The sequence below is a fragment of the Flavobacterium sp. genome, from assembly GCF_035299005.1.
Lineage (GTDB): Bacteria > Bacteroidota > Bacteroidia > Flavobacteriales > Flavobacteriaceae > Flavobacterium.
Window position 1 is genome coordinate 40060 of the sequence record NZ_DATGXL010000012.1, and the last position, 25769, is coordinate 65828.

Consider the following 25769-nt stretch of genomic DNA (forward strand, 5'->3'; position numbering starts at 1 on the left):
CAATGACTGTAGATTTACTACTTGGATTACAATGGGGAGATGAAGGAAAAGGAAAAATCGTTGACGTTCTTACATCAAAATATGATATTATTGCTCGTTTTCAAGGTGGACCAAATGCAGGACACACTTTAGAATTTGACGGAATCAAACACGTTTTAAGAACAATTCCTTCTGGAATTTTCCATAAAAATGCCATCAATATTATTGGAAATGGTGTAGTAATTGACCCTGTAGTTTTTCAAAAAGAAATTGAAGGTTTAGCAAAATTCGACATGGATATTACAGCTAAACTATTCATTTCTAGAAAAGCACACTTAATTTTACCAACACACCGTTTATTAGATGCCGCTTCTGAAGCATCAAAAGGAAAAGCAAAAATCGGTTCAACTCTAAAAGGAATTGGTCCAACATACATGGATAAAACGGGAAGAAATGGACTTCGTGTAGGTGATTTAGAATTAGAAGATTTCAAACAGCGTTATAGAGTTTTAGCGGACAAACATGAAGCCATGATTGCATTCTATGATGTTGATTTACAATACGATTTAAAAGAAATGGAAGAAGAATTTTTCTTAGCTGTAAAAGAGCTGAAAAAACTAACTTTCATTGATAGTGAAGAATACTTAAACAAAGCATTAAAAGAAGGAAAATCGATTTTAGCAGAAGGAGCGCAAGGTTCATTATTAGATGTTGATTTTGGAACATATCCTTTTGTTACTTCTTCAAACACAACAGCTGCCGGAGCTTGTACAGGTTTAGGAATTGCACCAAACAAAGTAAAAGACGTTTTCGGAATTTTTAAAGCATACACAACACGTGTTGGTAGCGGACCTTTCCCAACAGAAGATTTCAACGAGGCTGGGCAAACTATGGCAAAAGTTGGTAACGAATTTGGTTCAGTTACAGGACGTGCTCGTCGTTGTGGTTGGCTAGATTTAGTGGCTTTAAAATATGCCGTTCAAGTTAATGGTGTAACGCAATTATACATGATGAAAGGTGATGTACTTTCTGGATTTGACACCTTACAAGTTTGTACAGGATATAACTACAAAGGTCAACAAATTCAACATTTGCCATACAATATTGAACCTGAAAACGTGACACCAATTTTCACAGAAATGAAAGGTTGGAAAGCCGATTTAACAGGAATGACAACATATGATGAATTACCACAAGAATTAAAAGCATATATTGAGTTCATTGAAAAAGAGGTGGAAGTGCCAATCAAAGTAATCTCAGTTGGTCCTGATAGAAAACAAACTATTACCAAATAATTTTCAAAAACGCTTTCTAACTGAAAGCGTTTTTTTTTATTTTATAATGATAAAAAAATCTTAATAGATAACCGCATTTCTACTTTTTACTTAAATTTGGCTCAAAATAAAACACGTCTTGAAAAAAACTTTTTTTTATATCACATTTTTACTTTTATCGATTGCTAGTACAATAGCGCAAGAAAAGAAAAAAATCATCATTGAAAATTCAGATTTCATTGATATGAATCAAACCGAAATTCCTGGAGCAATAGTATTCACTGGAAATGTTCGAGTACTTCATAATGGTGTTAAAATAAATTGTAATAAAGCCTATCATTTTAAAGACGAAGAATACATCAAAGCCTTTGGAAATGTACAAATCAATCAAGGAGATTCAATTTTTTTGAATAGTAGATATGCTGAATACGATGGAAAAATTGAATTTGCATTTGCAACAGGTGATGTTTCAATGCGCTCACCAGAATCTACCCTTGTAACCGATACGGTTTATTTTGACAAGAAAAACCAACAAGCTTTTTACAATTCTTTTGGAACAATTCGTAATAAAGAAAATACATTAAAAAGTAAATCGGGTCGCTATTATGTAGATCAAAAAAAATATAAATTCACAACTGCTGTAACCGTAACCAATCCGCAATCAACCATTAAAACCAATCATTTGGATTTTTATGAAAATTCTGGACATGCTTATGTTTTTGGTCCATCTACAATAACTAGTAAAGAAAATGTGATTTATACCGAAAATGGTTTTTATGACACCACAAATGATGTTGGAAAATTATCCAAAAATTCCAAAATCACCTATGACAATAAAATCATTGAAGGTGACGACTTGTATTATGACCGAAAGAAAAATTATTCAAGAGGCATTAACAATGTAAAAATTACCGACACAATAAATAACGTAATCGCTACTGGACATTTTGCAGAATTATACAGAAACATTGAAACTAAAAAAGATTCAATGGTGCTAACTAAAAAAGCACTAATAAGAACATTAGTAGAAAAAGACACTATGTTCATGCATGGGAAAAAAATCATTGTCTCAGGGCCAAAAGATGATCGAATCATTAGAGCTTTTAACAACGTTCGTTTTTATAAAACCGATATGAATGGAAAATGTGATTCATTACATTCAAGTACAAAAAACGAATTAACCCAACTCATAGGAAAACCAATACTTTGGAACAACAACAATCAAATGACTGGCGATGTGATGCATTTAATCGGTAATAATAAAACCGAACAATTGGATTCCTTAAAAGTACTAAATAATGCTTTTATCATTCAAAAAGATTCGTTGAGTACCAATGGCTACAACCAAATTAAAGGACAAAACTTATATGGTAGATTTGTTGATCAAAAACTAAAAGAAGTTGATATTGTTAAAAATGCAGAAGTAATTTATTACATGTACAATGATGCTAATGAATTCATAGGAATCAATAAAACCGTATGTAGTAAAATAAATTTAATATTAAACGAAAATAAAATTGAAACCATTACGTTTTTCACAAAAGCGGATAGTTTTATTTATCCAGAAAAAGATTTTCCTGAAAATGCACGAAAACTTAGAGGTTTTATATGGCGTGGTGATGAACGCATATTATCCAAAGATGACATTTTTCCAGCAGAAGAATTAGCTATCGATGAAAAAGCACAAATTGAAGCTAAAAAAAATGCTGTCAAAGCAGAAAAACCAATGGAAATTCAAAAAGAAACTTTAGAATACGACGAGAAAAATCCGAAACCAAAAGATAAAACCGTTAAAAAGCAATAAGCTTTATGCAAAATATTGTTAAGCAATTCACAACTCAAGCATAGAGCCAAAGCTTAAAGCAAATTAAAAATGATTAAAGATTTTTTTAAATACCAAGCGCAAACTTCACCTTACCCATTAGCATTAGAAGTTGCTCATGCAAAAGGTTCTTATATATTTGATACAGATGGAAATGCCTACTTAGATTTCGTAGCTGGGGTTTCAGCTTGTACATTAGGGCATCAGCCAAAGCGTGTAAACGATGCTATCAAAAAACAGTTAGACACTTATTCTCACGTAATGGTATATGGCGAATATGCCCAACATCCAGCAACGGAATTATGTAAATTATTAGCCGAAAACCTTCCCTATCCACTAACAAAAACATATTTAGTGAATTCTGGAACGGAAGCAATTGAAGGGGCATTAAAACTAGCTCGTCGTGTTACGGGAAGAAGCCAATTAATATCGTGTCACAATGCTTATCATGGCAACACTATGGGAAGTATGAGTGTGATGGGATTTGAAGAACGCAAACAAATTTTTCGTCCATTAATTCCTGATGTCGATTTCATTACATTCAATAATGAAGCCGATCTAGAAAAAATTACTACAAAAACAGCAGGAATATTATTAGAAACCATTCAAGGTGGTGCAGGTTTTATTGAACCTCAAAACGATTTTCTAAAAAAAGTGCGACAACGTTGTGATGAAGTTGGAGCTATCATGATATTAGACGAAATTCAGCCTGGATTTGGTCGAACTGGAAAACTTTTCGGATTTCAAAACTATGATGTTATTCCTGATGTAGTCGTCATGGGAAAAGGAATGGGTGGCGGAATGCCTGTTGGTGCTTTCACTGCATCCGAAAAAATGATGGATTTATTAAGTCATGATCCAAAACTCGGACACATAACTACTTTTGGAGGACACCCTGTCATTGCGGCAGCATGCTTGGCTACATTACAAGAAGTTACTGAAACCAACTTAATGCAAGAAACTTTAGAGAAAGAAAAAATATTCAGAAGCCTTTTAGTTCATCCATTAATTAAAGAAATTCGCGGTCGTGGCCTAATGTTAGCTGCCATGACAGAAACTCCTGAAATAACTAACGAAGTTGTGCTTCGCTGTCATAAAAGAGGTCTTATTTTATTCTGGCTATTATTCGAAGGTTGCGCGGTTAGGATTACACCACCACTAACACTTACTAATGAAGAAATTAGAAAAGGTTGTGGCATTATTATTGAGGTACTTAATGAGATTGAGAGCGAAATGAAGTTAGGAAATTTATAGGTTTTCCCATCACTAATTTTTGTTTGAACTTGTAATTGAAATTGTTCTTGAACATGAAAAATTGTTAATTAAATTGTTTAAAACAATTCCATTTCAAATTGATGCCTGCATCAAATATAAGTACCTTTATTAAGGATAAATCAAAAAAGAAAGCGCTATGAATTTGAGTCACGAAGAAGAAGAAAACAGCTTATCCTTATCTAAATTCGAATCGATGTTAAAAACTAACAAAGTTTTTTTCTTTGATTCAGAAGAATTTGAAGACATTATTCTTCATTATATGGATACTGGCCGATTAAATTTGGCCAAAAAAGCGCTAAAATTAGGTTTAGAACAACACCCAAAATCTACTGGATTAAAATTGGTTCAAGTAGAAATGTTAGTCTATGAAGATAAACTCGATGTGGCTGAAAAGTTATTAAACGAGTTATATGCTATTGAACCAACTAACGAAGAAATCTATATTCAAAAAGCCAACATACATTCTAAAAGGGATGAGCACGAAAAAGCCATTGAGTTTTTAAAAATCGCACTTAAATACACAGATGATTATGCTGATGTGTATTCGATGATTGGCATGGAATATCTTTTCATGGATAATTTAGAATTAGCTAAAGAAAATTTTATAAAATGTTTAGATGAAGATACCGAAGATTATTCGGCACTTTATAACGTAGTGTATTGCTTTGATTTCTTAGATCAAAATGAAGAAGCTATCGTATATTTAAACAAATTTATAGATAAAAACCCATACAGCGAAGTTGCTTGGCATCAATTAGGAAGACAATATTATGCTTTAAAAAACTACGAAAAAGCAGTTTGGGCATTCGAATATGCAACTTTAATTGACGAAAGCTTTTTAGGCGCAATAATGGAAAAAGCCAAATCGTATGAAAAACTAAAAAAATTCCAAGAAGCTATCGATTGTTACAAAATTGCAATTGAATTAGACGATCCTTCATCATTTGTTTTATTGCGTATGGCAAAGTGCTACGAGCGTCTTGGTAATGCAGAGTTTGCTCTTAATTTTTATTTAAAAACAGTTCATGAAGACCCATTATTAGATAAAGGTTGGATTGCCATCACAGATTTTTATATTCGCCAAAAAAACTATCAAAAAGCCTTGTATTATGTAAATAAAGCCATTGGAATTGATGGTGATAATCCACTATATTGGAAACGTTTTGCAGCTGTAAATAGTGCTTTACATTTTTTTGAAGAAGCTGAATATGGTTACAGAAAAGCATTTGAATCGGGTGATATAAATCTAGACACTTTCACTCTATGGACAGATGTATTACAGTTTTTAGGTGAATTTGAAACAGCTATAGAAATATTGTTAGAAGCCACTAACCTATTCCCAGAAGAATATGAAATTGAATATCGCTTAGCTGGTTTGTACTTTTTGAGTAACGAAAACAATAAAGGTAATTTCCATCTAAACAATGGATTACGATTAAATTACAAGAACAAAACCGTATTAAAAGATTATTTTCCAGTAGTTTGGGAAAGAACAGAAGTACAAAACCAAATTGCAAAATTTAAAAAATAGTCCCAAAAAAACATGGAATTAATTGAATTTTTATTAGAATTTCTAAAAGACCCATTAACCGTAATTCAAGAATTAATCAAACAATACGATAATTTAATTTACTTCATACTTTTCTTAGTTGTTTTTGTCGAAACAGGATTTGTAGTGATGCCTTTATTACCAGGCGATTCAATGCTTTTTGCTATTGGAGTAATTGCAGCAACTACTGGGCAATTAAGTATGACAATTATAATTCCTTTGCTAATAATTGCAGCACTTTTAGGCGATAATGTCAATTATTTTGTTGGGAAAAAATTTGGTGGTCTTATCAAGAAAAAACAAAAAATACTTTTTCTAAAAAAAGAATACATCACACAAACCGAACAGTTTTTTGAAAAAAATGGTGGAAAAGCAGTTATTATGGCGCGTTTTGTTCCAATTGTAAGAACTATTGCTCCATTTGTTGCCGGAGCAGGTAGTATGCAATATTACAAATACATCATGTATTGCATTACAGGTGCTGTGGTTTGGGTTATGAGTATTACCTTTTTGGGTTATTTTTTAGGTCAAGTGCCTTGGGTTAAAGAAAACTTTGAAAAAGTAGTTTTATCCATTATTATTATATCTGTATTGCCAATTGTTATCAAATTGTTTAAAAAGAAAAATCAGGAAAAAACTGCCTAAAAAATAACATTCTCCTAACATTAAATAGTGAAATACTAACTAATTTTGATTAGTATCATTCATAAAATTTATACAATGAAAAAGAAAAATAAAAAACAGCTAAAATTTGGTCTCATCGGTCAAAACATTAGTTATTCTTTTTCTCAAAAATATTTTACCGAAAAATTTGAAATTGGTCATTTTGACAATTGCGAATACAAAAATTACGACATAGCATCCATCAAAGAATTCCCTAAAATTGTCAATGAAACAAAAGGGTTGATGGGTTTCAATGTAACTATTCCATACAAAGAAGAAATCATTCCGCTTTTAGATAAACTTTCTAAAACCGCTAAAATAATTGGTGCTGTTAACTGCGTTACTGTTTCTAAAAAGAAAAAATTAAAAGGCTATAATACCGATTATTATGGTTTCAAAAAAACGCTATCACCTCTTTTAAAAGACCACCACAAAAAAGCCTTAATACTTGGAACTGGAGGTGCAAGTAAAGCGGTTGCTTATGCGCTACGAAAACTAAAAATTGAATACGATTTTGTTTCTAGAACTCCAGATGAATTTCAATTTGGTTATGCAGATTTAAATGCTGAAGTTTTTGATGAATATCACATTATCATCAATACAACACCTGTTGGAACGCATCCAAACGTGGAAAATTGTCCAAATTTAGATTATAGTTTGTTTACCAAAAAACATATTGCCTATGATTTGGTTTACAATCCAGAAGAAACTACCTTTTTGAAAAAAGCCAAAGAGCATGGGGCAAAAACTAAAAATGGATATGATATGTTAGTTTTTCAAGCGGAAAAAGCATGGAAAATATGGAATGAGTAGCACTTAAAATTAGTAATTTTAAGCTTTAAATTTGTATAAAAAGCAACAAATTCTATCCAAAATAAGCTTTAATTTCTATCTAAAATTCTCGTTTCAAAGAAAATAATAGATAATTTGTCGATTTTTTTTGAATTTTCGTAGTGCTTTACTATCTTCACACCTTAATAGTAACCTTAAGCATTTATACAATGTCAGAAGCACAACACGATAACCTGCAAAACGCAGACGGACAAGACCCAATTGAACAACAAATCGAACAACAAGATGATGTTACAATTATTAGTCAATCAGTTTTAGAAGAAATTGATAATTCGAATGCGGAAGAAAATGAAGATGATTCGATAAAAGAAAAGCACGAAATCCCAATGCTGGATTATGATGCTTTGTCGATGGAAGAATTAACAGATGAACTAGAAAAACTAGTTGAAAATGAAAAAGTAATGGCTATTAAAGACCATGCTGAAGGAATCAGAAAAGCTTTTTCAGACAAATACCATCATTTTATAGATGAAAAAAGAGAGGAATTCAATGCACAAAACAACGAAGAAGGTGTTGATTTTGAGTATCATTTTCCTTTAAAAAATAAATTTGATACAATTTTTAACGCATACAAAGCCAACAAAGCCAAACATTTTAAACAACTACAAAACAATTTAGAACACAACTTTGCGGTTCGTGAAGCGTTGATTGAAGAGTTAAAACAACTCATCGATTCTGGCGATTCTAACATTGGTGACATGTTTAAAAAAGCGAATGACATCCGTGAACGTTGGAAAAATGCTGGAGCTATTCCAAGAGACAAATACAACATCTTATGGAACAACTATCATTTTCACACAGAGCGTTTCTATGATGTAATGCATTTAGACAAAGAAGCACGAGATTTAGACTTGAAAAACAATCTAGAGCAAAAACAACACATTATTGTTAAAGCGAAAGAATTGCTAAACGAAGAAGATGTCATGAAAGCCTTCCGTGAATTGCAATTGTTACATCGCGTTTGGAAAGAAGAAATTGGCCCAGTTGACAGAGAACATAGAGAAGCGATTTGGAACGAATTCAGCGAGATTACCAAACAAATGCATGACAAACGCGAAGCATTATACGCCATAGCAAGAGGTAAAGAAACTGAAAACTTAGCCGTTAAAAACGAAATTATTACACAAATTGAAGCTTTGGGAACCGAGAAAATCGATTCGCACAGTGGATGGCAAGCACAAATTAAAAAATTAGAAGCTTTGCGTGAAGCTTTTTTCAAAGCAGGAAAGGTACCAGCAGAAGTTACTGAAGATACTTGGTCAAAGTTCAAAAATGCGGTTAGAGCATTCAATGTTCACAAAAACGTATTTTACAAAGATATTAAGCACGAACAACACGAAAACCTGACTAAAAAATTAGCTTTAGTTGAACAAGCAAAATCTTTACAAGAAAGTACCGATTTCAATACTGCTACGCCAATCATGAAAAAAATCCAAGACGATTGGAAAAAAATTGGTCACGTGCCTCGTAAATATTCAGACAGCATTTGGAAAGATTTTAAAGATGCTTGTAACGCTTATTTTGACAGAATGCATGAAGCTAGAAACGCTGAAAGTAGCGAAGAAGTAGAAGCTTTTGAAAAGAAAAAAGCTTTTTTAGAAGAATTGAAAGATTTTACCCTTTCTGGAGAACATAAAGCTGATTTAGATGCAATAAAAGCACACATTGCAACTTGGAAAACATTTGGTAAAGTGCCATTTAACCGCAGACATATCGAAGGAAAATTCAATAAAATTTTAGATGCCTTATTTGAAAAATTAAGTATGTCTAAAAAAGATACCGAAATGATGCGTTTTAGCAATCGTTTAGAACAATTATCGGAAGGAGACGACAAACGTGCTTTAGAACAAGAACAATTCTTTATTAGAAAGAAGATCGACGAAGTACAAAGTGAAATTTTCCAGTTAGAAAACAACATTCAGTTTATTAGCAGTAGCTCAAAAGGTGAAAATCCTTTTATTAAAGAAGTTCAGAAAAACATTGAACGCCACAAAGACGACTTGAAATTGTGGAAAGAAAAATTACAACAAATTAAAAATATGTAAGATAAAATCCCAAGTGAAAGCTTGGGATTTTTTTATAATTAAAAATTAACAAAATGTACAGATTTTCTGTAATTGGTTTTGTGTGAATTTGGGTATATTTGTTTGAATTAAATTCTACAATATCAATCAATGTCTTTAAAAAATTTACAAAAAAATAATTCGACAATCGAATTTAAAGAAATCGAACAAAAAGGAACACTTGTTGTAAAATCGTGGAATGATAATTCTTTTGGTTTTTTTATACCCAAAAAAACCAAAATACCATCTTTCTCAAATATTTATCTATTTGAAGAATTCAGTTCAATATATAATAGTAAAACTAATATTTGGGAATTTATTTTTACACCTGAGAAAAGAGATAGTAATATAGTAAAACGTGAGTTTGAATTTAATTATGATGGAGAGATTTTCAATTGTTACTTTGACGTTTCATCAAATATTTTGAATTTTTTCGCAAAACACTTTGTCTTACTAAAACAAGAAACAAAAACTTCATATCGAAACTTAAGACAATTTAAAGATTACTTCATAAAAGACAAACCTGATTATGTAAAAGAATATTATAAAGACAGAATTCCTTTCTCATTTTATGTTAAAGGAAATATTGACAAAATAGTAGATAAAATTCATTTTGCTAAAACTCTTAATTTTTACCTAAGTTATTATGATAGAGAATCTCCTATAATACAAATATTCAATAATGACGTAACAGAAAATTTATTTAAAAAACCTTGTTATTCACTATTTGATGAATTTCCAAACTCTATAAATGCTAATAAAATGGATTCTACGCTTTTAGACATTTTAAATGTTGCACATAAGACCGAAGACATAAGATTAGAGTTTATATTTTATTATCAAATTCTAGAATACTGCTCATATTATTTTATTGAACAGGAAGATGAGTTTAAATTAAAAAAAATACTCAAACAACCAGATATAAATTATAAAGCTGACGATTATATAAAAGAAATATTAGAAGTTCTTTCCGAGAGATTTAATGTTCATAAAACAAGTGACAAAATCAGATTAGATAAAACAATAAAAAATTATTGTAAAATTGAAGATATTGAACTAGAGTTATATGAAAATGAATCATTATTTAAACAAGACATTCATTTTGATGGAGGATTAAAAATAAAAGCTCTCTTTAAAGATAAGACAGCAATTGAAACAAATGGACCTGGAATATTCAATGATGTTATAAACAATATAACTAAAATAAGAAATGTCATAGTACATCTAAGAGAAAGTAGAGAAAATACTGTAATTCTACCTACAGAAAGAAACAATATATATTTATTACCATACTTATACCTATTAAGAAGAATTTCAGAAAAAATAGCATTACAATTTAATTAACCCAGTTAGCCCCAGCTAGCGCGAGCGTTACGCTCTTGAATATAAAAAAACCATTAAAAATCCCATAAGATATGCTTAACAAGCATGACAAAGTATTGACTTTAAAAGCTATACTATCTAACATTCAAACTAAACATTAAAAATCTTTTTCTCAATTCCACACAAAAACACTAACTTTGGTTACCAACCATTGTACAAATGAACCGCTCGCAAGAAATAAAAAAACAGTTTCCGTATTTTCAAGATGCACTTGTAGCAGAATTAGTTACACACGGTATTGAAAAACATTTTGAAAAAGAAACCGAGTTGGTTCGTGAAGGTCAATACATTAAAGTGATTCCGCTAGTAATTAGTGGATTAATCAAGGTTTTTACCCGTTTTGAAGATAAAGAACTCCTACTCTATTATATCAAACCAAATGAAAGTTGCATAATGTCGTTTTCGGCAGGCATTAATGAAGCACCCAGCAAAATTTTTGCAATCACCGAAGAAGACAGTCACGTTTTGCTTATTCCGGTTGAAAAATTATCCAAATGGATGAAAGATTTCCCCGATTTTAATTCGCTTTTTTACATGCAATACAACATGCGCTATGCCGATTTGTTGAGTACGATTAACTCGTTGCTGTTTGAAAAATTAGATAAGCGCGTGTATGATTACTTAAAAGAAAAAGTGACGATTTCACAGAAAAATCCTTTAAAAATTTCGCATCGACAAATTGCCAACGAATTAGGAACCGCAAGAGAAGTTATCAGTCGCATCATGAAAAAGCTTGAAACTGAAGGTAAAGTCAAACAATTTGCTACTACCATAGAAATTTTTTAAACTTTTTTTTCGCGTGGTGACTATAGTCACTGCACAGCTATTTTACGCTATCTATCTTTGCTTCATATTAATCAGTAAAAATTATTTATTATGAAAAAAAATATGGGAAATGCAGATAGAATCATCCGCGTTTTGATTGCTGCCGTGTTAGCGTTTTTATATTTCAACGGAACAATTTCTGGCACATTAGGAATTGTTGCTGTAGTTGCTGCTATAGTTTTTGTTGTAACAAGTTTAATCAGTTTTTGTCCTCTTTACCCTTTACTTGGCATAAATACTTGCCCTACAAAAAAGTAATTTTTGGAATAAAAAATCCCGAACTCACACTCGGGATTTTTGTTTCTTTTAAAACTCATATTCTCTTTCCACTTTAGCAATTCTTACTTTGTAATTTTTGTACCAAGTGGTTTTACCTTTTTCTTGCGCTTCTAAATGTTCCATATTTTCTTTCCAGTTTTTTATGGCTTCTAAGCTTTCCCAATACGAAACGGTAATTCCAATTTCACTTCGTGCGCTTTCCATACCAATGTATCCTGTTTGGGCTTTGGCTAATTCCACCATTTTTGTTGCCATTTCAGCATAACCTGCTTCCACTTCGGTTCGGGTAGAGGTAAAAATTACTGCGTAGTACATGAAAATTACGAATTAAAAATTATGAATTACGAATAGTTCTCGATACGTTTTCCACGAAATCACTCGAACTAACGACTATTACTGAACACTGAATACTAAAGTTTTTTTGCTTCTTCCCAAAAAACATCCATTTCTGCTAACGTCATATCCATTAAAGGTTTGCCTAATTCGGTGGCTTTGCTTTCTAGATATTGGAAACGTTTAATGAATTTCTTATTCGTACGTTCTAAAGCGTCTTCTGGGTTTACATTTAAGAATCTTGCATAATTTATCATAGAGAACAAAACATCGCCAAATTCGGCTTCTATTTTATCTTGATTGCCAGCTTGTACCTCAACTTGGAGTTCATTTAGTTCTTCTTGCACTTTGTCCCACACTTGATGCGGTTCTTCCCAATCAAATCCAACGCCTTTTACTTTATCTTGAATACGACTTGCTTTTACTAATGCAGGCAAACTTTTAGGCACACCTTCTAAAACTGATTTTTTGCCTTCTTTCAGTTTTAGTTTTTCCCAATTTTGCTTTACTTCTTCTTCGTTAGCCACTACCACATCACCATAAATATGCGGATGACGATCGATTAATTTTTCACAAATTGAATTGGCTACATCACCAATATCAAACGCATTGGTTTCGCTACCAATTTTCGCATAAAACACAATGTGTAATAACACGTCGCCCAACTCTTTTTTTATTTCTTGTAAGTCGTTATCTAAAATTGCATCGCCTAATTCGTAAGTTTCTTCAATCGTTAAATGACGTAAACTTTCAAGTGTTTGCTTTTTATCCCACGGACATTTTTCGCGCAAATCATCCATGATATCTAAAAGACGGTTAAAAGCTTGTAATTGTTGTTGGCGTGTGTTCATTTTGGAGTTGAATCGTTAAATTGTTAAATTGTCTGGAATATATTTTGCATTAACATTGTAAAAATAAAAAATCCCACGTGGAAAACGCAGGATTTTAAAATATAATTTTCAACTACTTATTCAGCAGCTGGAGTTTCTTCTTCTTTTACTTCTTTAGATAAAGCTTCAACAGTAACAAAACCTTTTGGCTGTAGCAAATTGTACCAGTTTAAGATTTTTTTGATGTCAGAAGCATATACTCTATCTTCGTCAAATTCTGGTAAAATTTCTCTAAAATACGCTTTCAATTTTGCATCATCTTCTTTGTGAGACATTGCTAAACCGTCGTTTTCTTTTGTTGCAATTGCTTTTAGAACTTCTGCTAAACGCACTTCTTCAGAATAAGTGTACACTGCAATTTCAGACAATAAACTTACGTTAGCTCTCATTCCCACTGTTATTTTTTTTCCATCTAATAAAGATTCGGCTACAAAACCAGTACGGGTTTGAATTTTTAATTCATATAATCCTGGTTTTCCAGAAACAGCTAATATTTTTTGAATACTCATGTTGCTTAATTATTAAGGTTGGCAAATATATTATTTAAAGTGAAAAGTGAAAAGTGAAAAGTAAAAAAGTTTAGTTAAAATAACTATTTACTTTTCACCAGTTACTAATCACAACTTAACGTCCTTTTTTGTTTACAAATTTCATTTTATAATCTGGTCTAGCTTTGCCATCCATGATATTTTGTAACTTCTTGGCAACCAATTTCTTTTTCAAAGATGAAATATGGTCCGTAAATAAAATTCCTTCTATATGGTCATACTCATGTTGTATTACACGAGCAATTAAACCATCATATACTTCTGTTTTTTTAATGAAATCTTCATCCATGTATTCTATAGTAATAGTGTCATGACGAAAAACATCTTCACGCACATCTGGAATACTTAGACAGCCTTCATTAAATCCCCAAACATCACCTTCTTCTTTGATGATTTTTGCGTTAATGAATGTTTTTTTAAATTCTTTCATTAAGGCAGCTTCTTCTTTAGAAACATCATCACTATCACTAAAAGGTTCCGTATCTATTACAAATAAACGAATAGCTAATCCAACTTGTGGTGCAGCTAATCCTACGCCGTGTGCATGATACATCGTGTCATACATATTGGCAATCGTTTCTTTTAGATTCGGATATTCTGGAGTAATTTCCTCACAAACTTTGCGTAACACTGGCTCTCCGTATCCATATATAGGTAAAATCATAATCTGTATTTTCTAATTTCTAAATGCTGAATTCTAAATTTCGAGTGCAAAAGTACTACTTTTTATAATGTAAATAATCCTGAAGTATAATTGTTGCTGCAATTTCGTCTACCAAAGCCTTGTTTTGACGTTGTTTTTTATTTAAACCACTATCAATCATTGTTTGAAACGCCATTTTAGATGTAAAACGTTCATCTACTCTATCAACTGGCATTTCAGGAAAAACTTCTTGAAATTTAGCCACAAAAGTATTGATGATTTCTGCACTTTGCGAAGGAGTTCCATTCATTTGTTTAGGCTCGCCAACGATAATTCGCTCAACTTTCTCTTTTGAAAAATAATCTTTTAAAAAGGTAATTGCTGTTTCAGATGGGATTGTGGTTAATCCAAAAGCAATCATTTGCATTTCATCAGTAACAGCAATACCTGTTCGTTTAATTCCGTAATCTATGGCTAAAATTCTTGGCATTTATTTTTTTTACAAAGATAACTGCAATTTATTTAATAATTTCAAATTCGGCTATTGTTGCCATTCTACCTTTATTCAATTTTAACATTTGTCCATCAAAATTGTAATTATCAGTTATTTCTAAAACTTTAGCTAATTCTTGTTCGGTTAACATATCTTGGCAAGCCATCATGGTTGAAACAACTTTTGAAAATTTGATACGACTTGCTTCTTCATTCAATTCATAACTTCCCGCCATACTATTACAACCTGCAAATGCAGAAAATCTTCCATCTGTAGCAAAAATAATTCCATATTCTTTCTTAGAATCTTTACTTTTTACAATAGAGTTACCATGCAATTTTATCAAACGCCATTTTGAATTTTTTAATGCTACTTTAGACTTTGCTTCTTGTTTTTGAACTGAAACAACTGGTTCTGAAATTTCCACTTTCTCTAATTGATATTTAGATGCTAAATCACCTTCAATTCTTCTACCATTAGCATCTAAATGAAATAGTATATTTTCACCCACAAAATATTGATTTGGAATTTCTGAAGCAGAAAGTGTAATTGTATTACCTTCCTTATTCCAAGAATATTTTCCAGTTTCTTTAAAAACTTCTTTAGATTTTCCTTTGTATATAGTTTCTTTAGTATAAGTATCGGCTTTCAAAGCTATAGTTGTTTCAATTGCTTCACAATCTGCGCAAGGTAAACTTCCTTTATATGTTCCTTGGAAATCTATACTATTCATAGCGTTGTGATCATCTGACAAAACAGTCACTGAATCATTTGCTGGAATTACATCTTGAGTTTTGATTTCTTTTTTACACGAAGTAAAACTAATAGTAAGTATTGCTAAAATAAAAACACTTTTCTTCATAGGGATTATAATTTTGTGATATCTGTAAAATTAATGTATTTTTCTATAATCAAAAACAATTCCAAAATTGTATAAAATACTATCTTTGCTACACAAATTTTTAAAAATATGACCAATTTACAATCTACGATAGAGCAAGCATGGGAAAATCGTGCATTATTACAAGAAGAAACCACACAAAAAGCCATTAGAGAAGTTATCGAATTATTAGATAGCGGAAAACTTCGTGTGGCTGAACCAGTTGAAAATGGTTGGCAAGTTAACGAGTGGGTTAAAAAAGCAGTCGTAATGTACTTCCCTATTCAAAAAATGGAAACTTGGGAATCGGGTATTTTTGAATACCACGATAAAATGTTGTTGAAACGCGATTATGCTGAAAAAGGAATTCGTGTAGTTCCAAATGCGGTTGCTAGGTATGGTGCTTATATTTCTTCTGGAGTAATTTTGATGCCAAGTTATGTAAACATTGGCGCTTATGTAGATGAAGGTACAATGGTAGACACATGGGCAACCGTAGGAAGTTGTGCACAGATTGGAAAACATGTTCATCTTTCTGGTGGCGTAGGAATTGGTGGCGTTTTAGAACCACTACAAGCAGCTCCAGTAATTATCGAAGATGGAGCTTTCATTGGTTCAAGATGTATTGTCGTGGAAGGTGTTCACGTAGGAAAAGAAGCGGTTCTAGGTGCGAATGTATGTTTGACAGGCTCTACTAAAATTATTGATGTTACAGGTGATGAACCTGTTGAATATAAAGGAGTTGTTCCAGCTCGTTCGGTAGTAATTCCTGGAAGTTATACGAAGAAATTCCCAGCTGGAGATTATCAAGTCCCTTGCGCGATTATTATTGGACAAAGAAAACCATCAACCGATTTAAAGACTTCGTTGAATGATGCATTGAGAGAATATAACGTAGCGGTTTAATCAAAATTAAATATAAAATTGAATTCCAATTCATGACAAGATTGTTGTGAATTGGAATTTTTATTTCCCTTCAAAAGTAAATTACAAGTAAATAAATTGTAAATTTTATATGAATAGTTAAATTTGCTAAAAATTACCTTTTATGTCAAACTATTTTAGCAGTGTAAAACTATTTTTCAAGCGCTTTTTAATTGTTCTTTTTATTTACCAAATTTGTCGTTTGTTGTTTTACTTTTTCAATCGAAATGCCTTTGAAAACATTTCTGCTAAAGGTTTTTTAGGCGGAATTCATTTTGATTTATCGGCAATAGCGTACATCAATTTAGTTTTTGCGCTTTTGCATTTTATGCCAGGTAATTTTAAATACAAACCTAACTATCAAAAGTATTTGAAAATTGGATTTTTTATTGTGAATTTCATCTTCATTTTAACCAATTTTGTTGATTTCGAATATTACAAATTCACCGGAAGAAGAAGTACTTTTGGCATGATTACCGCAAGCGGAATGGAAAATGAAATTGGCGGATTAATCTTTTCGTTTTTAATTGAATTTTGGTATTTACCAATTCTTGCATTGGTTTTAGGAATACTATTTTGGAAAGCACTTCCGAATTTAAAACCTGCAACAGAACAAAGTTCCAACTGGTCTCAATTAACTAAACAATTTGGATTTTTTATACTATTAATGGGGCTTGTGTTTTTATTAGGTCGTGGTGGTATACAAAAAAAACCATTAAAAATTGTTGACGCTGTAAACTATGGTTCTATCAATCAATCTGCAATTGTATTAAACACACCGTTTTGTATTATCAAAACTATTGGTAAAAAAGAAACCTTAGAATCCCCAAAATACTATTCGGAAACAGAATTAAATCAAATTTTCAACCCAATTACGGAAATCACTTCAACTGAAAATCCAAACAAAAAAAATGTGGTAATTATTATTTTAGAAAGTTTCGGAAGAGAAAATATTCAGCGTGGACAAACTCCTTTTTTAGATGGCTTAATTGAAAAATCATTGTTTTTTGAAAATGGTTTTGCCAATGGAAAACTTTCAATTGATGCGGTTCCTTCTACACTTTCGAGTATTCCGAGTTTGATGAATAATTCGTTAATTACGTCAAGTTATTCGATTAACGAAGTGTATGGTTTACCAAAAATTTTAAAAGATAACGGCTATCAAACTGCGTTTTTTCACGGAGCTTTCAACGGAAGTCAGAATTTTGATCAATATTGTAAAGTAGCTGGTTTTGATAATTATTTTGGCAAGAATGAATATGTTGGTCCAGAAGCATTTGATGAAAGATGGGGCATTTTTGACGAAGAATTTATGCAATATTTTTCAGGTAAAATGACCGAATTCAAACAGCCATTTTTCAGTACGATTTTTACAATTTCGTCACATAATCCGTACATCATTCCAGAGAAATACAAAGGAAAATTTCCAAAAGGAACTACTAAAATTCATGAAAGTATTGCGTATGCTGATTATGCCTTGAAACGTTTTTTTGAAACAGCTTCTAAAGAAGATTGGTATAAAAACACACTATTCGTAATAACTTCCGACCACACTTCATCAGAACCAACAGAGAAAAAGTTTAAAACTAATGTTGGGAAATTTAGAATACCCATTTTGTTCTTCGATCCTTCAAATCCTTCTATTGTTGGGAAAAATCAGAAGAATTTACAACAAATTGATATTATGCCATCGATAATTGATTATTTAAATATTGATAGCAAAATGATTACGTATGGTAAATCATATCAGTCTGAAAAAGATTTTGTGGTGTATTATTTAGATAATATTTACCATTATGTTTCGGGCGATTATTACTTAGCTTTCGACGGAAAAAAATCGTTGGGTTTATATAATTTCAAGAAAGATGAATTGCTAAAAACCAATTTAATAAAATCTGAAAAAGCTAAAGCAACCGAAATGGAAACGTTTATAAAAGCGTACATTCAATCGTTTAATGAGCGAATGATTGGAAATAAATTAACGCTTCAATAATTTTTCTTGGCGTTGTAATTTCAGCAATTTAGCGTATTTCATGTGCGAGAAAAACCCTTGGATTAAAGCGATTGTGATACCATCAATTCCGTTAAAAATTCCCTTTTTGAAGAAATAACATCTGATAAAAGCAGTTAAACCATTAATTACGGGTTTCATTGCTCCTACTCTTTTTCCTTGATCAAAAAGTTGTTGCGCATGCCAAGTTGAATATTGGTTTTTCTTTGCAATAATTTGCTCAAAAGATTCCCAACCATAGTGTAAAATGTGAACGGCTACCTTTTTCTCGTTAGTTGTTTCTATTTTTTGATGCACTTTAGCTTCTGAAGGTTTCGCTGTTTTCTTATTAAAAAAACGCACTTTATGATCGGGATACCAACCTGAAAAATCAATCAATTCATCGGCTAAAAAGTTTTTAACTCGAAACGAAAAAGCATCGTAATTTCCTTCTAAATACTTCCCTTTTAAGATAAATTCTTTGGCATCTTTATCTAAAAATTCGTCTGCATCTAAATTTAAAATCCAATCGTTTTTGCAAAATGGCAATCCATGCGTGCGTTGTGGTCCATCGCCAAGAAACTTTTGAGAAATCACTTTCGCGCCTTTTTCTTCGGCAATTTTTACTGTATTATCAGTACTTAACGAATCAACAATGATTACTTCATCGCACACTTCAAACAAAGCATCAATGCATTTTCCAATATTTTTTTCTTCATTATAAGTAATGACTAAACCGCTAATTGCCATAAAAATTGTATTTTCACAAAAGTAATCAAATTATTTTGTTGGCAAAGTTTCAAAATCAGTGTATTTTAGCCAAATAATTTATCAAAAATGAAAATTTTAGTCATACAACAAAAGCGAATTGGAGACGTACTTACCTCAACTATTCTATCCAATAATTTGAAGCAAAAATATCCGAATGCGCAAGTGGATTACATGTGCTACGCCAATTGTGTTGATGTACTAAAAAACAATCCAAACATTGATAATATTATTGTTTTGGAAGAAAAAGTGCGAAAAAATTATCTTTCCCTTTTTCAATTTATTTTCAAAATTAGAAGTACCAAATACGATGCGGTGATTGATGCTTACAGTAAGTTGGAAACCAATTTAATCACTTTATTTTCTGGTGCAAAATATAAAATCTCGTACAAGAAAGGCTACTCTAATATTTTTTATAACTATAATATTGAACGACTAAAAAACGGCACAAAATCGGATATTGGATTGGCAATTATTAATCGTTTACGTTTACTAAAACCACTTATTGAGGAAGAAATCACAGATTATAAACCAAAAGTTTTTTTAACGGACTTGGAAATTAATCAAGCAAAGGAAATGCTATCAAAATTTCCTTTAAAAACCGACAAACCCACTTTTATGATTGGGATTTTAGGTAGCGAATGGTACAAAACCTATCCGTTTGAAAAAATGGCAGAATTGTTAGATTTTACCATTCAAACCACTGATGCGAATTTGCTTTTCAACTATATTCCGAAACAAAAAGAAGATGCTCAAAAAATCTTCGATTTGTGTCAACCCGAGACACAACAACGCATTTATTTTGATTTGTATGCCAATGATTTGCGTTCGTTTTTAGGTTTATTGTCGCAATGTGATGCTTTGATTGGCAACGAAGGCGGAAGTGTAAATATGGCAAAAGCATTGTTTGTTCCTACTTTTTCGCTATTCTCACCAAGTGTTGATAAAGAAACATGGCAAATTTTTGAAGATGAGAAAAATATCTCAATCCATTTAAAAGATTTGAAACCAGAAATTTATACCGAAGTTGACGAAAAATTTATTAAAGAACACACTTTCAAATATTTTGAAGAATATCCAATTGCATTAATTAAGGAGAAATTAAAGGATTTCTTTGAGATTATTCGTTAAGGTCTTTCGACAAACCATTTTCAATAAAAGTCACATTGTGTTTTTTATTGAAATTGCGAATGGTATTGTTTTTCTCCCAAGTTTCAGGCGTAGCATAACCTCTTTTGTGGTCTAAATGCAAACAAACAGCACTATAACGAATTTGCTTGGATAAAATTCCGAAGTTGAACAAACGTTCGCCTACTTCTCTATCCAAACCGCCGTATTGCATTTCTTCATTAAAACCATTCACCACAACTAAATCTTTCTTAAAACATGATGTATTGTGACCGTTGAAGGTTCGCTTTGTTGGTGTTAACCAATTCATGAAATTGGCAAAAAGAGAAATTTTCGTCAACTTTGATAATTTAAAAGTCTTAGAAACTCCATTTTTTATCAACCAAGAAATAGAAAAACAATCTTGCATTTGTATGTTTTCTAATGAAATTTTATGTGAAGCTTCCATCGGCAATTTAAAATAGCCTCCAGAAAGAAAATAACCTTCTTCTTGATGTTTTAAGTGTTGGGCCACAAAATCTTTTCGTGGAATACAATCACCATCGGTAAAAAGTAGGTAATCAGAATTAGTTTTTAAAATGGCTTTATTTAAGATTTTACATTTCTGAAAACCATTATCTTCTTGCCAAACATGAACAATTGGAAACTTAAATTGATTTTGAAAGGATTCAATTACTGCTTTTGTTTTTTCGGTAGAACCATCATCGGCAATAACAACCTCAAAGTCTAGCTCGGTTTGGACACTATATCCAACAAGCACTTTTTGAAGCCATTCTTCCGAATTGTAAGTGGTGATAATTACCGATAATTTCATGCAAAGAATTAAAAGTGAAAAATACTACTTTTTCCAGAACTTTAATTTCTTTTTGATTCTTTTTTTTCGGTGAAATCGATATTGAAAATTGGCCGTTAAACCCCACATAGTTTCAAAAATAGTAGTTTCATTACCCTTTGAAAGTTTTGCATACTCATTACTCATCACTGCAATCATGTCTTTTTTGTGCGTGATTTTCGATAAATTTTTCATTCGGGTTTTGAAATCGATAGTTTCATGAAACTTCATTCGATTCAAATCCACAAGAAAAAATGAATAACTTCCATCTGGATTTTTATGAATTAAGGTATTTCCTGGTGAATGATCTAAGAATTCAATACCTTTTTCGTGCATTTCAAAGGTAAATTGAGTAAACTTTCTAATGATAAAATCTCTATTTTCAAAAGCTTCATTTTGAACAATTTCTCTAAATTCAAATACATCCTCTAAATGTTCGCATGCGTAGTAACTTTCTTTTAATCCGATAAAATCATAATTTTCAAAGAAAGCAACGGGTTGCGGCGTTCCAATTTGCATTTCCATCAATTTTGAAGCAAACTCGAAGGAACGACGCGCTTTAGATTTTCTGAAATATCTGTACGCAATTTTGTTAATTATATTTGGTTTTTTGAACGATTTGATATTCAATACAATTCCTTCAATTGTAAACAATTTTATAGCGTTTCTTTGACCATTTACAAGAACACTACCTTTAGAATTAAAATTGACGATATTGTCTAATATTAATTCCTCAATAGAATGAAACTTGCTATTAATTTTAAAATTATTCATGAATTACTTTATGAAAAGATAATCTTTAAATTTAGAATTAGCAGCATTTTCTTGAATATATTTTGGCAATGAATCTAAACTATCCAACATTTTGAATTGCATATCACGTCCAAACAAATCTTTTCCAGAAGTTATAAAACTTTCAATTTGTTCTTGGCTTTTAAAATTTTCATTATTGTATTCTGTATGAGAAAAAGCTTCTAATTTTTCAATAATTTTTTTAACTCCACCAAGATAGGTAAAATGCCAACCAGCGCTGGGAATTATTTTAAAAACTTCTCCTCTACGCTTTGTTCGCATGATTATTTTTCTAATTCTGTTTGGTTTTTGCTTCAATAATTTATAGGGTAAAACTGCGGTACAATGCCAAATTCCATCTTTAGCTTCTTCAATAGACATTGAACTTCCTCCGTCATAGATCAATTGATTGTTTAAAAAATACATATACATATCCATTTTTAAACCATGAATTTCATTAATGCCTTTATCGATAAAATTCTGAATAACACTTGGTTTTGGTATTTCATCAACATCGGATATAAGAATTATATCTTCAGGTTTACAATTAGCTAAACCTTTAACTATTGAATTTCTCTGAAAAAATTCTAATTTCCAAGGCGTAAATGGATTAATAATTGGTATAAAAAGCGGGTATTTATCTAATTTTATGTGAATTATTTTTGAAGAAAATTGCGAAAAACGTTCTTTGCTTTCTTCAAAATAATAAGGCTTATGGTTGTTTTGAAATGTCTTGTTTGCTTCAATAATAACAAACTTATCTACCACATTATTTAACTCGTTTAATCTTATTTCTAATAAATCTAGTTCATTAAAAAAAATAAAACAATCATATACCATAAATCTTTTTTTTACAAATATAAATATTTATATTAATTTGCACTATATTTATAAATGATGAATAAAAAACCAACTTCTAGTTTAGTTACTCCAACATACAATTGGCCAAATGCACTAGAGCTACTACTTCTGAGTGTAAAAAAACAGACAATTTTACCAAATGAAGTAATCATTGCTGATGATGGCTCTAAACCAGAAACAACAGAATTAATTAAACAATTTCAGAAAGATTTTCCAGTCCCTTTAATTCATGTTTGGCATGAAGATAATGGCAACCAAAAGCCAAAAATAATGAACAAGGCCATTGCTAAAGCAAAACACGAGTACATTATTGAAATTGATGGTGATATTATTATGCATCCAAACTTTGTTGAAGATCATTTAAAATATGCTGAAAAAGGAGTTTATTTATTTGGTTCAAGAGTAAATATTCAAAAAAATATTTTAGAACAAATCTTCAAGAACAAGACTACTTTTTTCCATTTCTTTTCTGAAGGAATTAAAAAAAGAGGAAGAACGTTACGCATTCCTTTTTTTATGAACTTTGCCAAATTAATTGATAAACGTTCCTCAAAATTAAGAGGTTGCAATATGTCTTTTTGGAAAGAGGATTTTATAAAAGTAAATGGTTTCAATGAAGGATTAGTGGGTTGGGGGATTGATGATTCTGAAATGATTCAAAGACTTCACAATATTGATATTAAAGGAAAAAGATTAAAAAATGTAGCTATTGCTTACCATATTTATCATAAAGAACAAGATAAAAGTCACATTGAAGTAAATCATATTATTGAAAAAGAAACAACTGAAAAGAAAATTACTTTTATAGAAAAAGGTATTAATCAATATTTATAATGAATACAATAGCTGTTATTTTAATCAACTACAACTCTGCAAAATATACAATAAATTGTATAAAAAGTATTTTGGAAAAGACTTCATCACATCTTAATTTTGAAATTATTGTGGTTGATAATAATTCGGAAGTTGATGATATAAAATTGGTAGATACGTTTGTAAAACAGGAAAACATTAGTAATTTAAAATTAATCAAAAGTAAAATTAACACTGGTTTTGGTGGCGGAAATATGATTGGTGCTCAAGCAGCAAATTCAAAATATTTAGCTTTTGTAAACAATGATTCTGTTTTTATGAATGATTGTTTGTCGCTTTTACTAAAAGCTATGGAGAGTAATGAAAATTATGGTGTATGTGGTCCAAAAGCATACAAAGAAGATGGTTCAATTTTACCAACATTAGACCACTACACTTCACTATCAAAAGAATTTCTAGGAAGAACATTATTAGAAAAAATAAATCCCCAAATATATCCAAATCGTAAGAAAAATTATTTAACCCATCAAAAAGGACAATTTGTTTCAGGTAGTTTTATGATGGTAAAATCTACTGATTTTTGGAAAGTGGGCGGTTTTGACACTAATATTTTTTTGTATCACGAGGAAACTGATTTGTGTAAAAGAATAAACAAGTTAAATAAACATTCATACTTAATTCCAGAAGCAGAATTTATTCATTATCATGGAGCAAGCACTCCAAAATCGATAGCTATAAAAACGGAACTAAAACTTTCGCAATTGTATGTAATTAGAAAACACTATGGATATTTAAAATTCAAAGTTTTATTAACGTTTTTTCAATTTAGATATTTTATTTCTTCACTATTTAAACCAAAATATTGGTCATTATTTTTTGTACTATTAAAAGGTGCACATCTATCTAACTCGTTAAAGCAAAAACAAATTTCTAGAACGTAAATCATAAACATAATTTTTGTTTAAAAACTTGAAAATTTTATATTAAACTAATTATCAAATTTTTCCACTAATTTTTCAAATTGATTTTGAAAATAAAAATCAAATCCATTATCTCCAACTGGAAAAACGGCTGGTATAAAAGGATTTGCTTCAAGAATACGATTCACCTTTAATCCTTCGGCTAAAGCAAAAGCAAAAGTTTGATTGGCAATTACAAATTTTGAAGCTTTCATAATTTCGGCCAGCTCTAAAAAGTTTTTTACATCATAAAAATCTGTATTCGGAACTTCTTTTACGAAATCTTCATACTCACTTTTAATACCTAAAAAAAGTAAGTTATCATACTTTCTTAAGAATGAATAATTAATCATTGGATTTCTACCTCTAAAAGTTCTAACAACTACTATTTTATCCTTAAACTCTTCGCTTGGTTTAGCATCAATGAAACTTGAATTCATATCTGGTTGAAAGCCCGTAATATGATAATACCACCTTATAGAGTGAAAATTTGACGAGAAAGGAAAATCTCTAAACAAATCTAAATCAATATCAATTTCTTCGTTGTCCCAATTTTGCACTGCATGAATGTAGTCTTGCTTTTTTAATAATGGTACTACCATATCAAAAATTCTATCGCTAATCATTACATTTCCAGAAGGATGCTTGTAATAATTTTTCTCACCAATCGAATGATTTATTTTAATGTATAAATTACATTTTTTAGTTTTTGAAATTTCTTTTATAACTGGCAAAGCATATATAAGATCTCCAATATGCCCAGAATGTTTAAAGTTTATCTCCTCTTTTTCAATTAGAGCTGTTTCAATAGCATCAATTTTAGATTTAAAATTATTATGATACAGCTTTAAAATTTTTTCATCTTTAATCGCTTGTTTATATTCATAATACTTTTCTTTATTTGTTCTTTTGTAGTAAAATTTTCGTAATTCGGATATGATTTTTTTCATT

General features: G+C 30.8%; 26 protein-coding genes. 15 read left to right on the plus strand and 11 right to left on the minus strand.

Features of this window, described 5'->3' with window-relative positions:
- The first annotated feature begins 2 nt into the window (after window positions 1-2).
- The 10 genes from VK164_RS06075 to VK164_RS06120 all read left to right on the plus strand — a co-directional run bounded on the left by VK164_RS06075 (window position 3) and on the right by VK164_RS06120 (window position 11943).
- Window positions 3-1274 (plus strand): adenylosuccinate synthase, encoded by a 1272-nt coding sequence (locus VK164_RS06075; protein WP_324208507.1) that lies wholly within the window; start codon window positions 3-5, stop codon window positions 1272-1274.
- Window positions 1275-1392: 118 nt separating this feature from the next.
- Entirely contained in the window at window positions 1393-3057 is a 1665-nt protein-coding gene (locus VK164_RS06080) for an OstA-like protein (RefSeq protein ID WP_324208508.1), read from the plus strand.
- A 69-nt stretch (window positions 3058-3126) separates the two neighbouring features.
- A complete protein-coding gene (locus VK164_RS06085; protein ID WP_324208509.1) occupies window positions 3127-4329 on the plus strand; it encodes an aspartate aminotransferase family protein in 1203 nt (400 codons plus the stop codon).
- 157 nt (window positions 4330-4486) lie between these two features.
- Entirely contained in the window at window positions 4487-5881 is a 1395-nt protein-coding gene (locus tag VK164_RS06090) for a tetratricopeptide repeat protein (protein ID WP_324208510.1), read from the plus strand.
- A gap of 12 nt (window positions 5882-5893) precedes the next feature.
- Window positions 5894-6544, plus strand: a complete 651-nt coding sequence (locus VK164_RS06095) for a VTT domain-containing protein (RefSeq protein WP_324208511.1) — start codon at window positions 5894-5896, stop codon at window positions 6542-6544.
- 75 nt (window positions 6545-6619) lie between these two features.
- Entirely contained in the window at window positions 6620-7375 is a 756-nt protein-coding gene (gene aroE, locus VK164_RS06100; RefSeq protein WP_324208512.1) for a shikimate dehydrogenase, read from the plus strand.
- A gap of 188 nt (window positions 7376-7563) precedes the next feature.
- Window positions 7564-9459 (plus strand): DUF349 domain-containing protein, encoded by a 1896-nt coding sequence (locus VK164_RS06105; protein WP_324208513.1) that lies wholly within the window; start codon window positions 7564-7566, stop codon window positions 9457-9459.
- 129 nt (window positions 9460-9588) lie between these two features.
- Window positions 9589-10821: a hypothetical protein gene (locus tag VK164_RS06110; RefSeq protein WP_324208514.1), complete on the plus strand. Its 1233-nt coding sequence runs from the start codon at window positions 9589-9591 to the stop codon at window positions 10819-10821.
- A 198-nt stretch (window positions 10822-11019) separates the two neighbouring features.
- Window positions 11020-11646, plus strand: a complete 627-nt coding sequence (locus VK164_RS06115; RefSeq protein WP_324208515.1) for a Crp/Fnr family transcriptional regulator — start codon at window positions 11020-11022, stop codon at window positions 11644-11646.
- 90 nt (window positions 11647-11736) lie between these two features.
- On the plus strand, window positions 11737-11943 hold the full coding sequence (locus VK164_RS06120) for a DUF2892 domain-containing protein (protein ID WP_324208516.1): 207 nt from the start codon (window positions 11737-11739) through the stop codon (window positions 11941-11943).
- Between the two features lie 48 nt (window positions 11944-11991).
- Here the strand turns inward: VK164_RS06120 and VK164_RS06125 are convergent, their stop codons facing one another.
- The 6 genes from VK164_RS06125 to VK164_RS06150 form a co-directional block, all read right to left on the minus strand.
- Window positions 11992-12279, minus strand: a complete 288-nt coding sequence (locus VK164_RS06125; RefSeq protein WP_324208517.1) for an antibiotic biosynthesis monooxygenase — start codon at window positions 12277-12279, stop codon at window positions 11992-11994.
- 95 nt (window positions 12280-12374) lie between these two features.
- Window positions 12375-13148, minus strand: coding sequence for a nucleoside triphosphate pyrophosphohydrolase (gene mazG, locus VK164_RS06130; RefSeq protein WP_324208518.1), 774 nt, complete (start codon window positions 13146-13148; stop codon window positions 12375-12377).
- 116 nt (window positions 13149-13264) lie between these two features.
- Window positions 13265-13696, minus strand: coding sequence for a DUF5606 domain-containing protein (locus tag VK164_RS06135; RefSeq protein WP_324208519.1), 432 nt, complete (start codon window positions 13694-13696; stop codon window positions 13265-13267).
- Between the two features lie 115 nt (window positions 13697-13811).
- Window positions 13812-14399: a peptide deformylase gene (def, locus tag VK164_RS06140; protein ID WP_324208520.1), complete on the minus strand. Its 588-nt coding sequence runs from the start codon at window positions 14397-14399 to the stop codon at window positions 13812-13814.
- A gap of 55 nt (window positions 14400-14454) precedes the next feature.
- The gene (gene ruvX, locus VK164_RS06145) at window positions 14455-14868 is read right to left on the minus strand and encodes a Holliday junction resolvase RuvX (protein ID WP_324208521.1); all 414 of its coding nucleotides are present in this window, start codon (window positions 14866-14868) and stop codon (window positions 14455-14457) included.
- A gap of 28 nt (window positions 14869-14896) precedes the next feature.
- Window positions 14897-15733, minus strand: coding sequence for a copper resistance protein NlpE N-terminal domain-containing protein (locus VK164_RS06150; RefSeq protein ID WP_324208522.1), 837 nt, complete (start codon window positions 15731-15733; stop codon window positions 14897-14899).
- Between the two features lie 108 nt (window positions 15734-15841).
- On the opposite strand from VK164_RS06150, the gene VK164_RS06155 reads away from it, so the two are divergent.
- On the plus strand, window positions 15842-16657 hold the full coding sequence (locus VK164_RS06155; RefSeq protein WP_324208523.1) for a 2,3,4,5-tetrahydropyridine-2,6-dicarboxylate N-succinyltransferase: 816 nt from the start codon (window positions 15842-15844) through the stop codon (window positions 16655-16657).
- Window positions 16658-16799: 142 nt separating this feature from the next.
- A complete protein-coding gene (locus tag VK164_RS06160) occupies window positions 16800-18668 on the plus strand; it encodes an LTA synthase family protein (RefSeq protein ID WP_324208524.1) in 1869 nt (622 codons plus the stop codon).
- Here VK164_RS06160 and VK164_RS06165 read toward each other — a convergent pair.
- Window positions 18654-19415: a glycosyltransferase family 2 protein gene (locus VK164_RS06165; protein ID WP_324208525.1), complete on the minus strand. Its 762-nt coding sequence runs from the start codon at window positions 19413-19415 to the stop codon at window positions 18654-18656. The two genes, VK164_RS06160 and VK164_RS06165, sit on opposite strands and share 15 nt — an antisense overlap.
- Before the next feature lie 87 nt (window positions 19416-19502).
- Here VK164_RS06165 and VK164_RS06170 point away from each other — a divergent pair, with 87 nt between their 5' ends.
- A complete protein-coding gene (locus VK164_RS06170) occupies window positions 19503-20564 on the plus strand; it encodes a glycosyltransferase family 9 protein (protein ID WP_324208526.1) in 1062 nt (353 codons plus the stop codon).
- Here VK164_RS06170 and VK164_RS06175 read toward each other — a convergent pair.
- The 3 genes from VK164_RS06175 to VK164_RS06185 are packed head-to-tail and all read right to left on the minus strand — an operon-like array spanning window position 20554 to window position 23025.
- On the minus strand, window positions 20554-21375 hold the full coding sequence (locus VK164_RS06175; protein WP_324208527.1) for a glycosyltransferase family 2 protein: 822 nt from the start codon (window positions 21373-21375) through the stop codon (window positions 20554-20556). The genes VK164_RS06170 and VK164_RS06175 overlap by 11 nt on opposite strands.
- 24 nt (window positions 21376-21399) lie before the next feature.
- Window positions 21400-22167 carry a lipopolysaccharide kinase InaA family protein gene (locus tag VK164_RS06180; RefSeq protein ID WP_324208528.1) on the minus strand — a complete coding sequence of 256 codons (768 nt, stop codon included), beginning with the start codon at window positions 22165-22167 and terminating at the stop codon, window positions 21400-21402.
- 3 nt (window positions 22168-22170) lie between these two features.
- Entirely contained in the window at window positions 22171-23025 is an 855-nt protein-coding gene (locus tag VK164_RS06185) for a hypothetical protein (RefSeq protein ID WP_324208529.1), read from the minus strand.
- Between the two features lie 57 nt (window positions 23026-23082).
- Here VK164_RS06185 and VK164_RS06190 point away from each other — a divergent pair, with 57 nt between their 5' ends.
- On the plus strand, window positions 23083-23880 hold the full coding sequence (locus VK164_RS06190; protein ID WP_324208838.1) for a glycosyltransferase family 2 protein: 798 nt from the start codon (window positions 23083-23085) through the stop codon (window positions 23878-23880).
- Window positions 23880-24800, plus strand: a complete 921-nt coding sequence (locus VK164_RS06195; RefSeq protein ID WP_324208530.1) for a glycosyltransferase family 2 protein — start codon at window positions 23880-23882, stop codon at window positions 24798-24800. Before VK164_RS06190 ends, VK164_RS06195 begins: the two co-directional genes overlap by 1 nt.
- A 47-nt stretch (window positions 24801-24847) precedes the next feature.
- On the opposite strand, the gene VK164_RS06200 is transcribed toward VK164_RS06195, so the two are convergent.
- Window positions 24848-25768 carry a hypothetical protein gene (locus tag VK164_RS06200; protein WP_324208531.1) on the minus strand — a complete coding sequence of 307 codons (921 nt, stop codon included), beginning with the start codon at window positions 25766-25768 and terminating at the stop codon, window positions 24848-24850.
- Window position 25769: the final 1 nt, after the last annotated feature.

Excerpts from the sequence above, each read along its gene's own strand:
- VK164_RS06075 (WP_324208507.1), top strand. The coding sequence starts at position 3 with ATGACTGTAGATTTACTACTTGGATTACAATGGGGAGATGAAGGAAAA.
- VK164_RS06085 (WP_324208509.1), top strand. The coding sequence starts at position 3,127 with ATGATTAAAGATTTTTTTAAATACCAAGCGCAAACTTCACCTTACCCA.
- VK164_RS06090 (WP_324208510.1), top strand. The coding sequence starts at position 4,487 with ATGAATTTGAGTCACGAAGAAGAAGAAAACAGCTTATCCTTATCTAAA.
- VK164_RS06095 (WP_324208511.1), top strand. The coding sequence starts at position 5,894 with ATGGAATTAATTGAATTTTTATTAGAATTTCTAAAAGACCCATTAACC.
- aroE (WP_324208512.1), top strand. The coding sequence starts at position 6,620 with ATGAAAAAGAAAAATAAAAAACAGCTAAAATTTGGTCTCATCGGTCAA.
- VK164_RS06105 (WP_324208513.1), top strand. The coding sequence starts at position 7,564 with ATGTCAGAAGCACAACACGATAACCTGCAAAACGCAGACGGACAAGAC.
- VK164_RS06110 (WP_324208514.1), top strand. The coding sequence starts at position 9,589 with ATGTCTTTAAAAAATTTACAAAAAAATAATTCGACAATCGAATTTAAA.
- VK164_RS06115 (WP_324208515.1), top strand. The coding sequence starts at position 11,020 with ATGAACCGCTCGCAAGAAATAAAAAAACAGTTTCCGTATTTTCAAGAT.
- VK164_RS06120 (WP_324208516.1), top strand. The coding sequence starts at position 11,737 with ATGAAAAAAAATATGGGAAATGCAGATAGAATCATCCGCGTTTTGATT.
- VK164_RS06125 (WP_324208517.1), bottom strand. The coding sequence starts at position 12,279 with ATGTACTACGCAGTAATTTTTACCTCTACCCGAACCGAAGTGGAAGCA.
- mazG (WP_324208518.1), bottom strand. The coding sequence starts at position 13,148 with ATGAACACACGCCAACAACAATTACAAGCTTTTAACCGTCTTTTAGAT.
- VK164_RS06135 (WP_324208519.1), bottom strand. The coding sequence starts at position 13,696 with ATGAGTATTCAAAAAATATTAGCTGTTTCTGGAAAACCAGGATTATAT.
- def (WP_324208520.1), bottom strand. The coding sequence starts at position 14,399 with ATGATTTTACCTATATATGGATACGGAGAGCCAGTGTTACGCAAAGTT.
- ruvX (WP_324208521.1), bottom strand. The coding sequence starts at position 14,868 with ATGCCAAGAATTTTAGCCATAGATTACGGAATTAAACGAACAGGTATT.
- VK164_RS06150 (WP_324208522.1), bottom strand. The coding sequence starts at position 15,733 with ATGAAGAAAAGTGTTTTTATTTTAGCAATACTTACTATTAGTTTTACT.
- VK164_RS06155 (WP_324208523.1), top strand. The coding sequence starts at position 15,842 with ATGACCAATTTACAATCTACGATAGAGCAAGCATGGGAAAATCGTGCA.
- VK164_RS06160 (WP_324208524.1), top strand. The coding sequence starts at position 16,800 with ATGTCAAACTATTTTAGCAGTGTAAAACTATTTTTCAAGCGCTTTTTA.
- VK164_RS06165 (WP_324208525.1), bottom strand. The coding sequence starts at position 19,415 with ATGGCAATTAGCGGTTTAGTCATTACTTATAATGAAGAAAAAAATATT.
- VK164_RS06170 (WP_324208526.1), top strand. The coding sequence starts at position 19,503 with ATGAAAATTTTAGTCATACAACAAAAGCGAATTGGAGACGTACTTACC.
- VK164_RS06175 (WP_324208527.1), bottom strand. The coding sequence starts at position 21,375 with ATGAAATTATCGGTAATTATCACCACTTACAATTCGGAAGAATGGCTT.
- VK164_RS06180 (WP_324208528.1), bottom strand. The coding sequence starts at position 22,167 with ATGAATAATTTTAAAATTAATAGCAAGTTTCATTCTATTGAGGAATTA.
- VK164_RS06185 (WP_324208529.1), bottom strand. The coding sequence starts at position 23,025 with ATGGTATATGATTGTTTTATTTTTTTTAATGAACTAGATTTATTAGAA.
- VK164_RS06190 (WP_324208838.1), top strand. The coding sequence starts at position 23,083 with ATGAATAAAAAACCAACTTCTAGTTTAGTTACTCCAACATACAATTGG.
- VK164_RS06195 (WP_324208530.1), top strand. The coding sequence starts at position 23,880 with ATGAATACAATAGCTGTTATTTTAATCAACTACAACTCTGCAAAATAT.
- VK164_RS06200 (WP_324208531.1), bottom strand. The coding sequence starts at position 25,768 with ATGAAAAAAATCATATCCGAATTACGAAAATTTTACTACAAAAGAACA.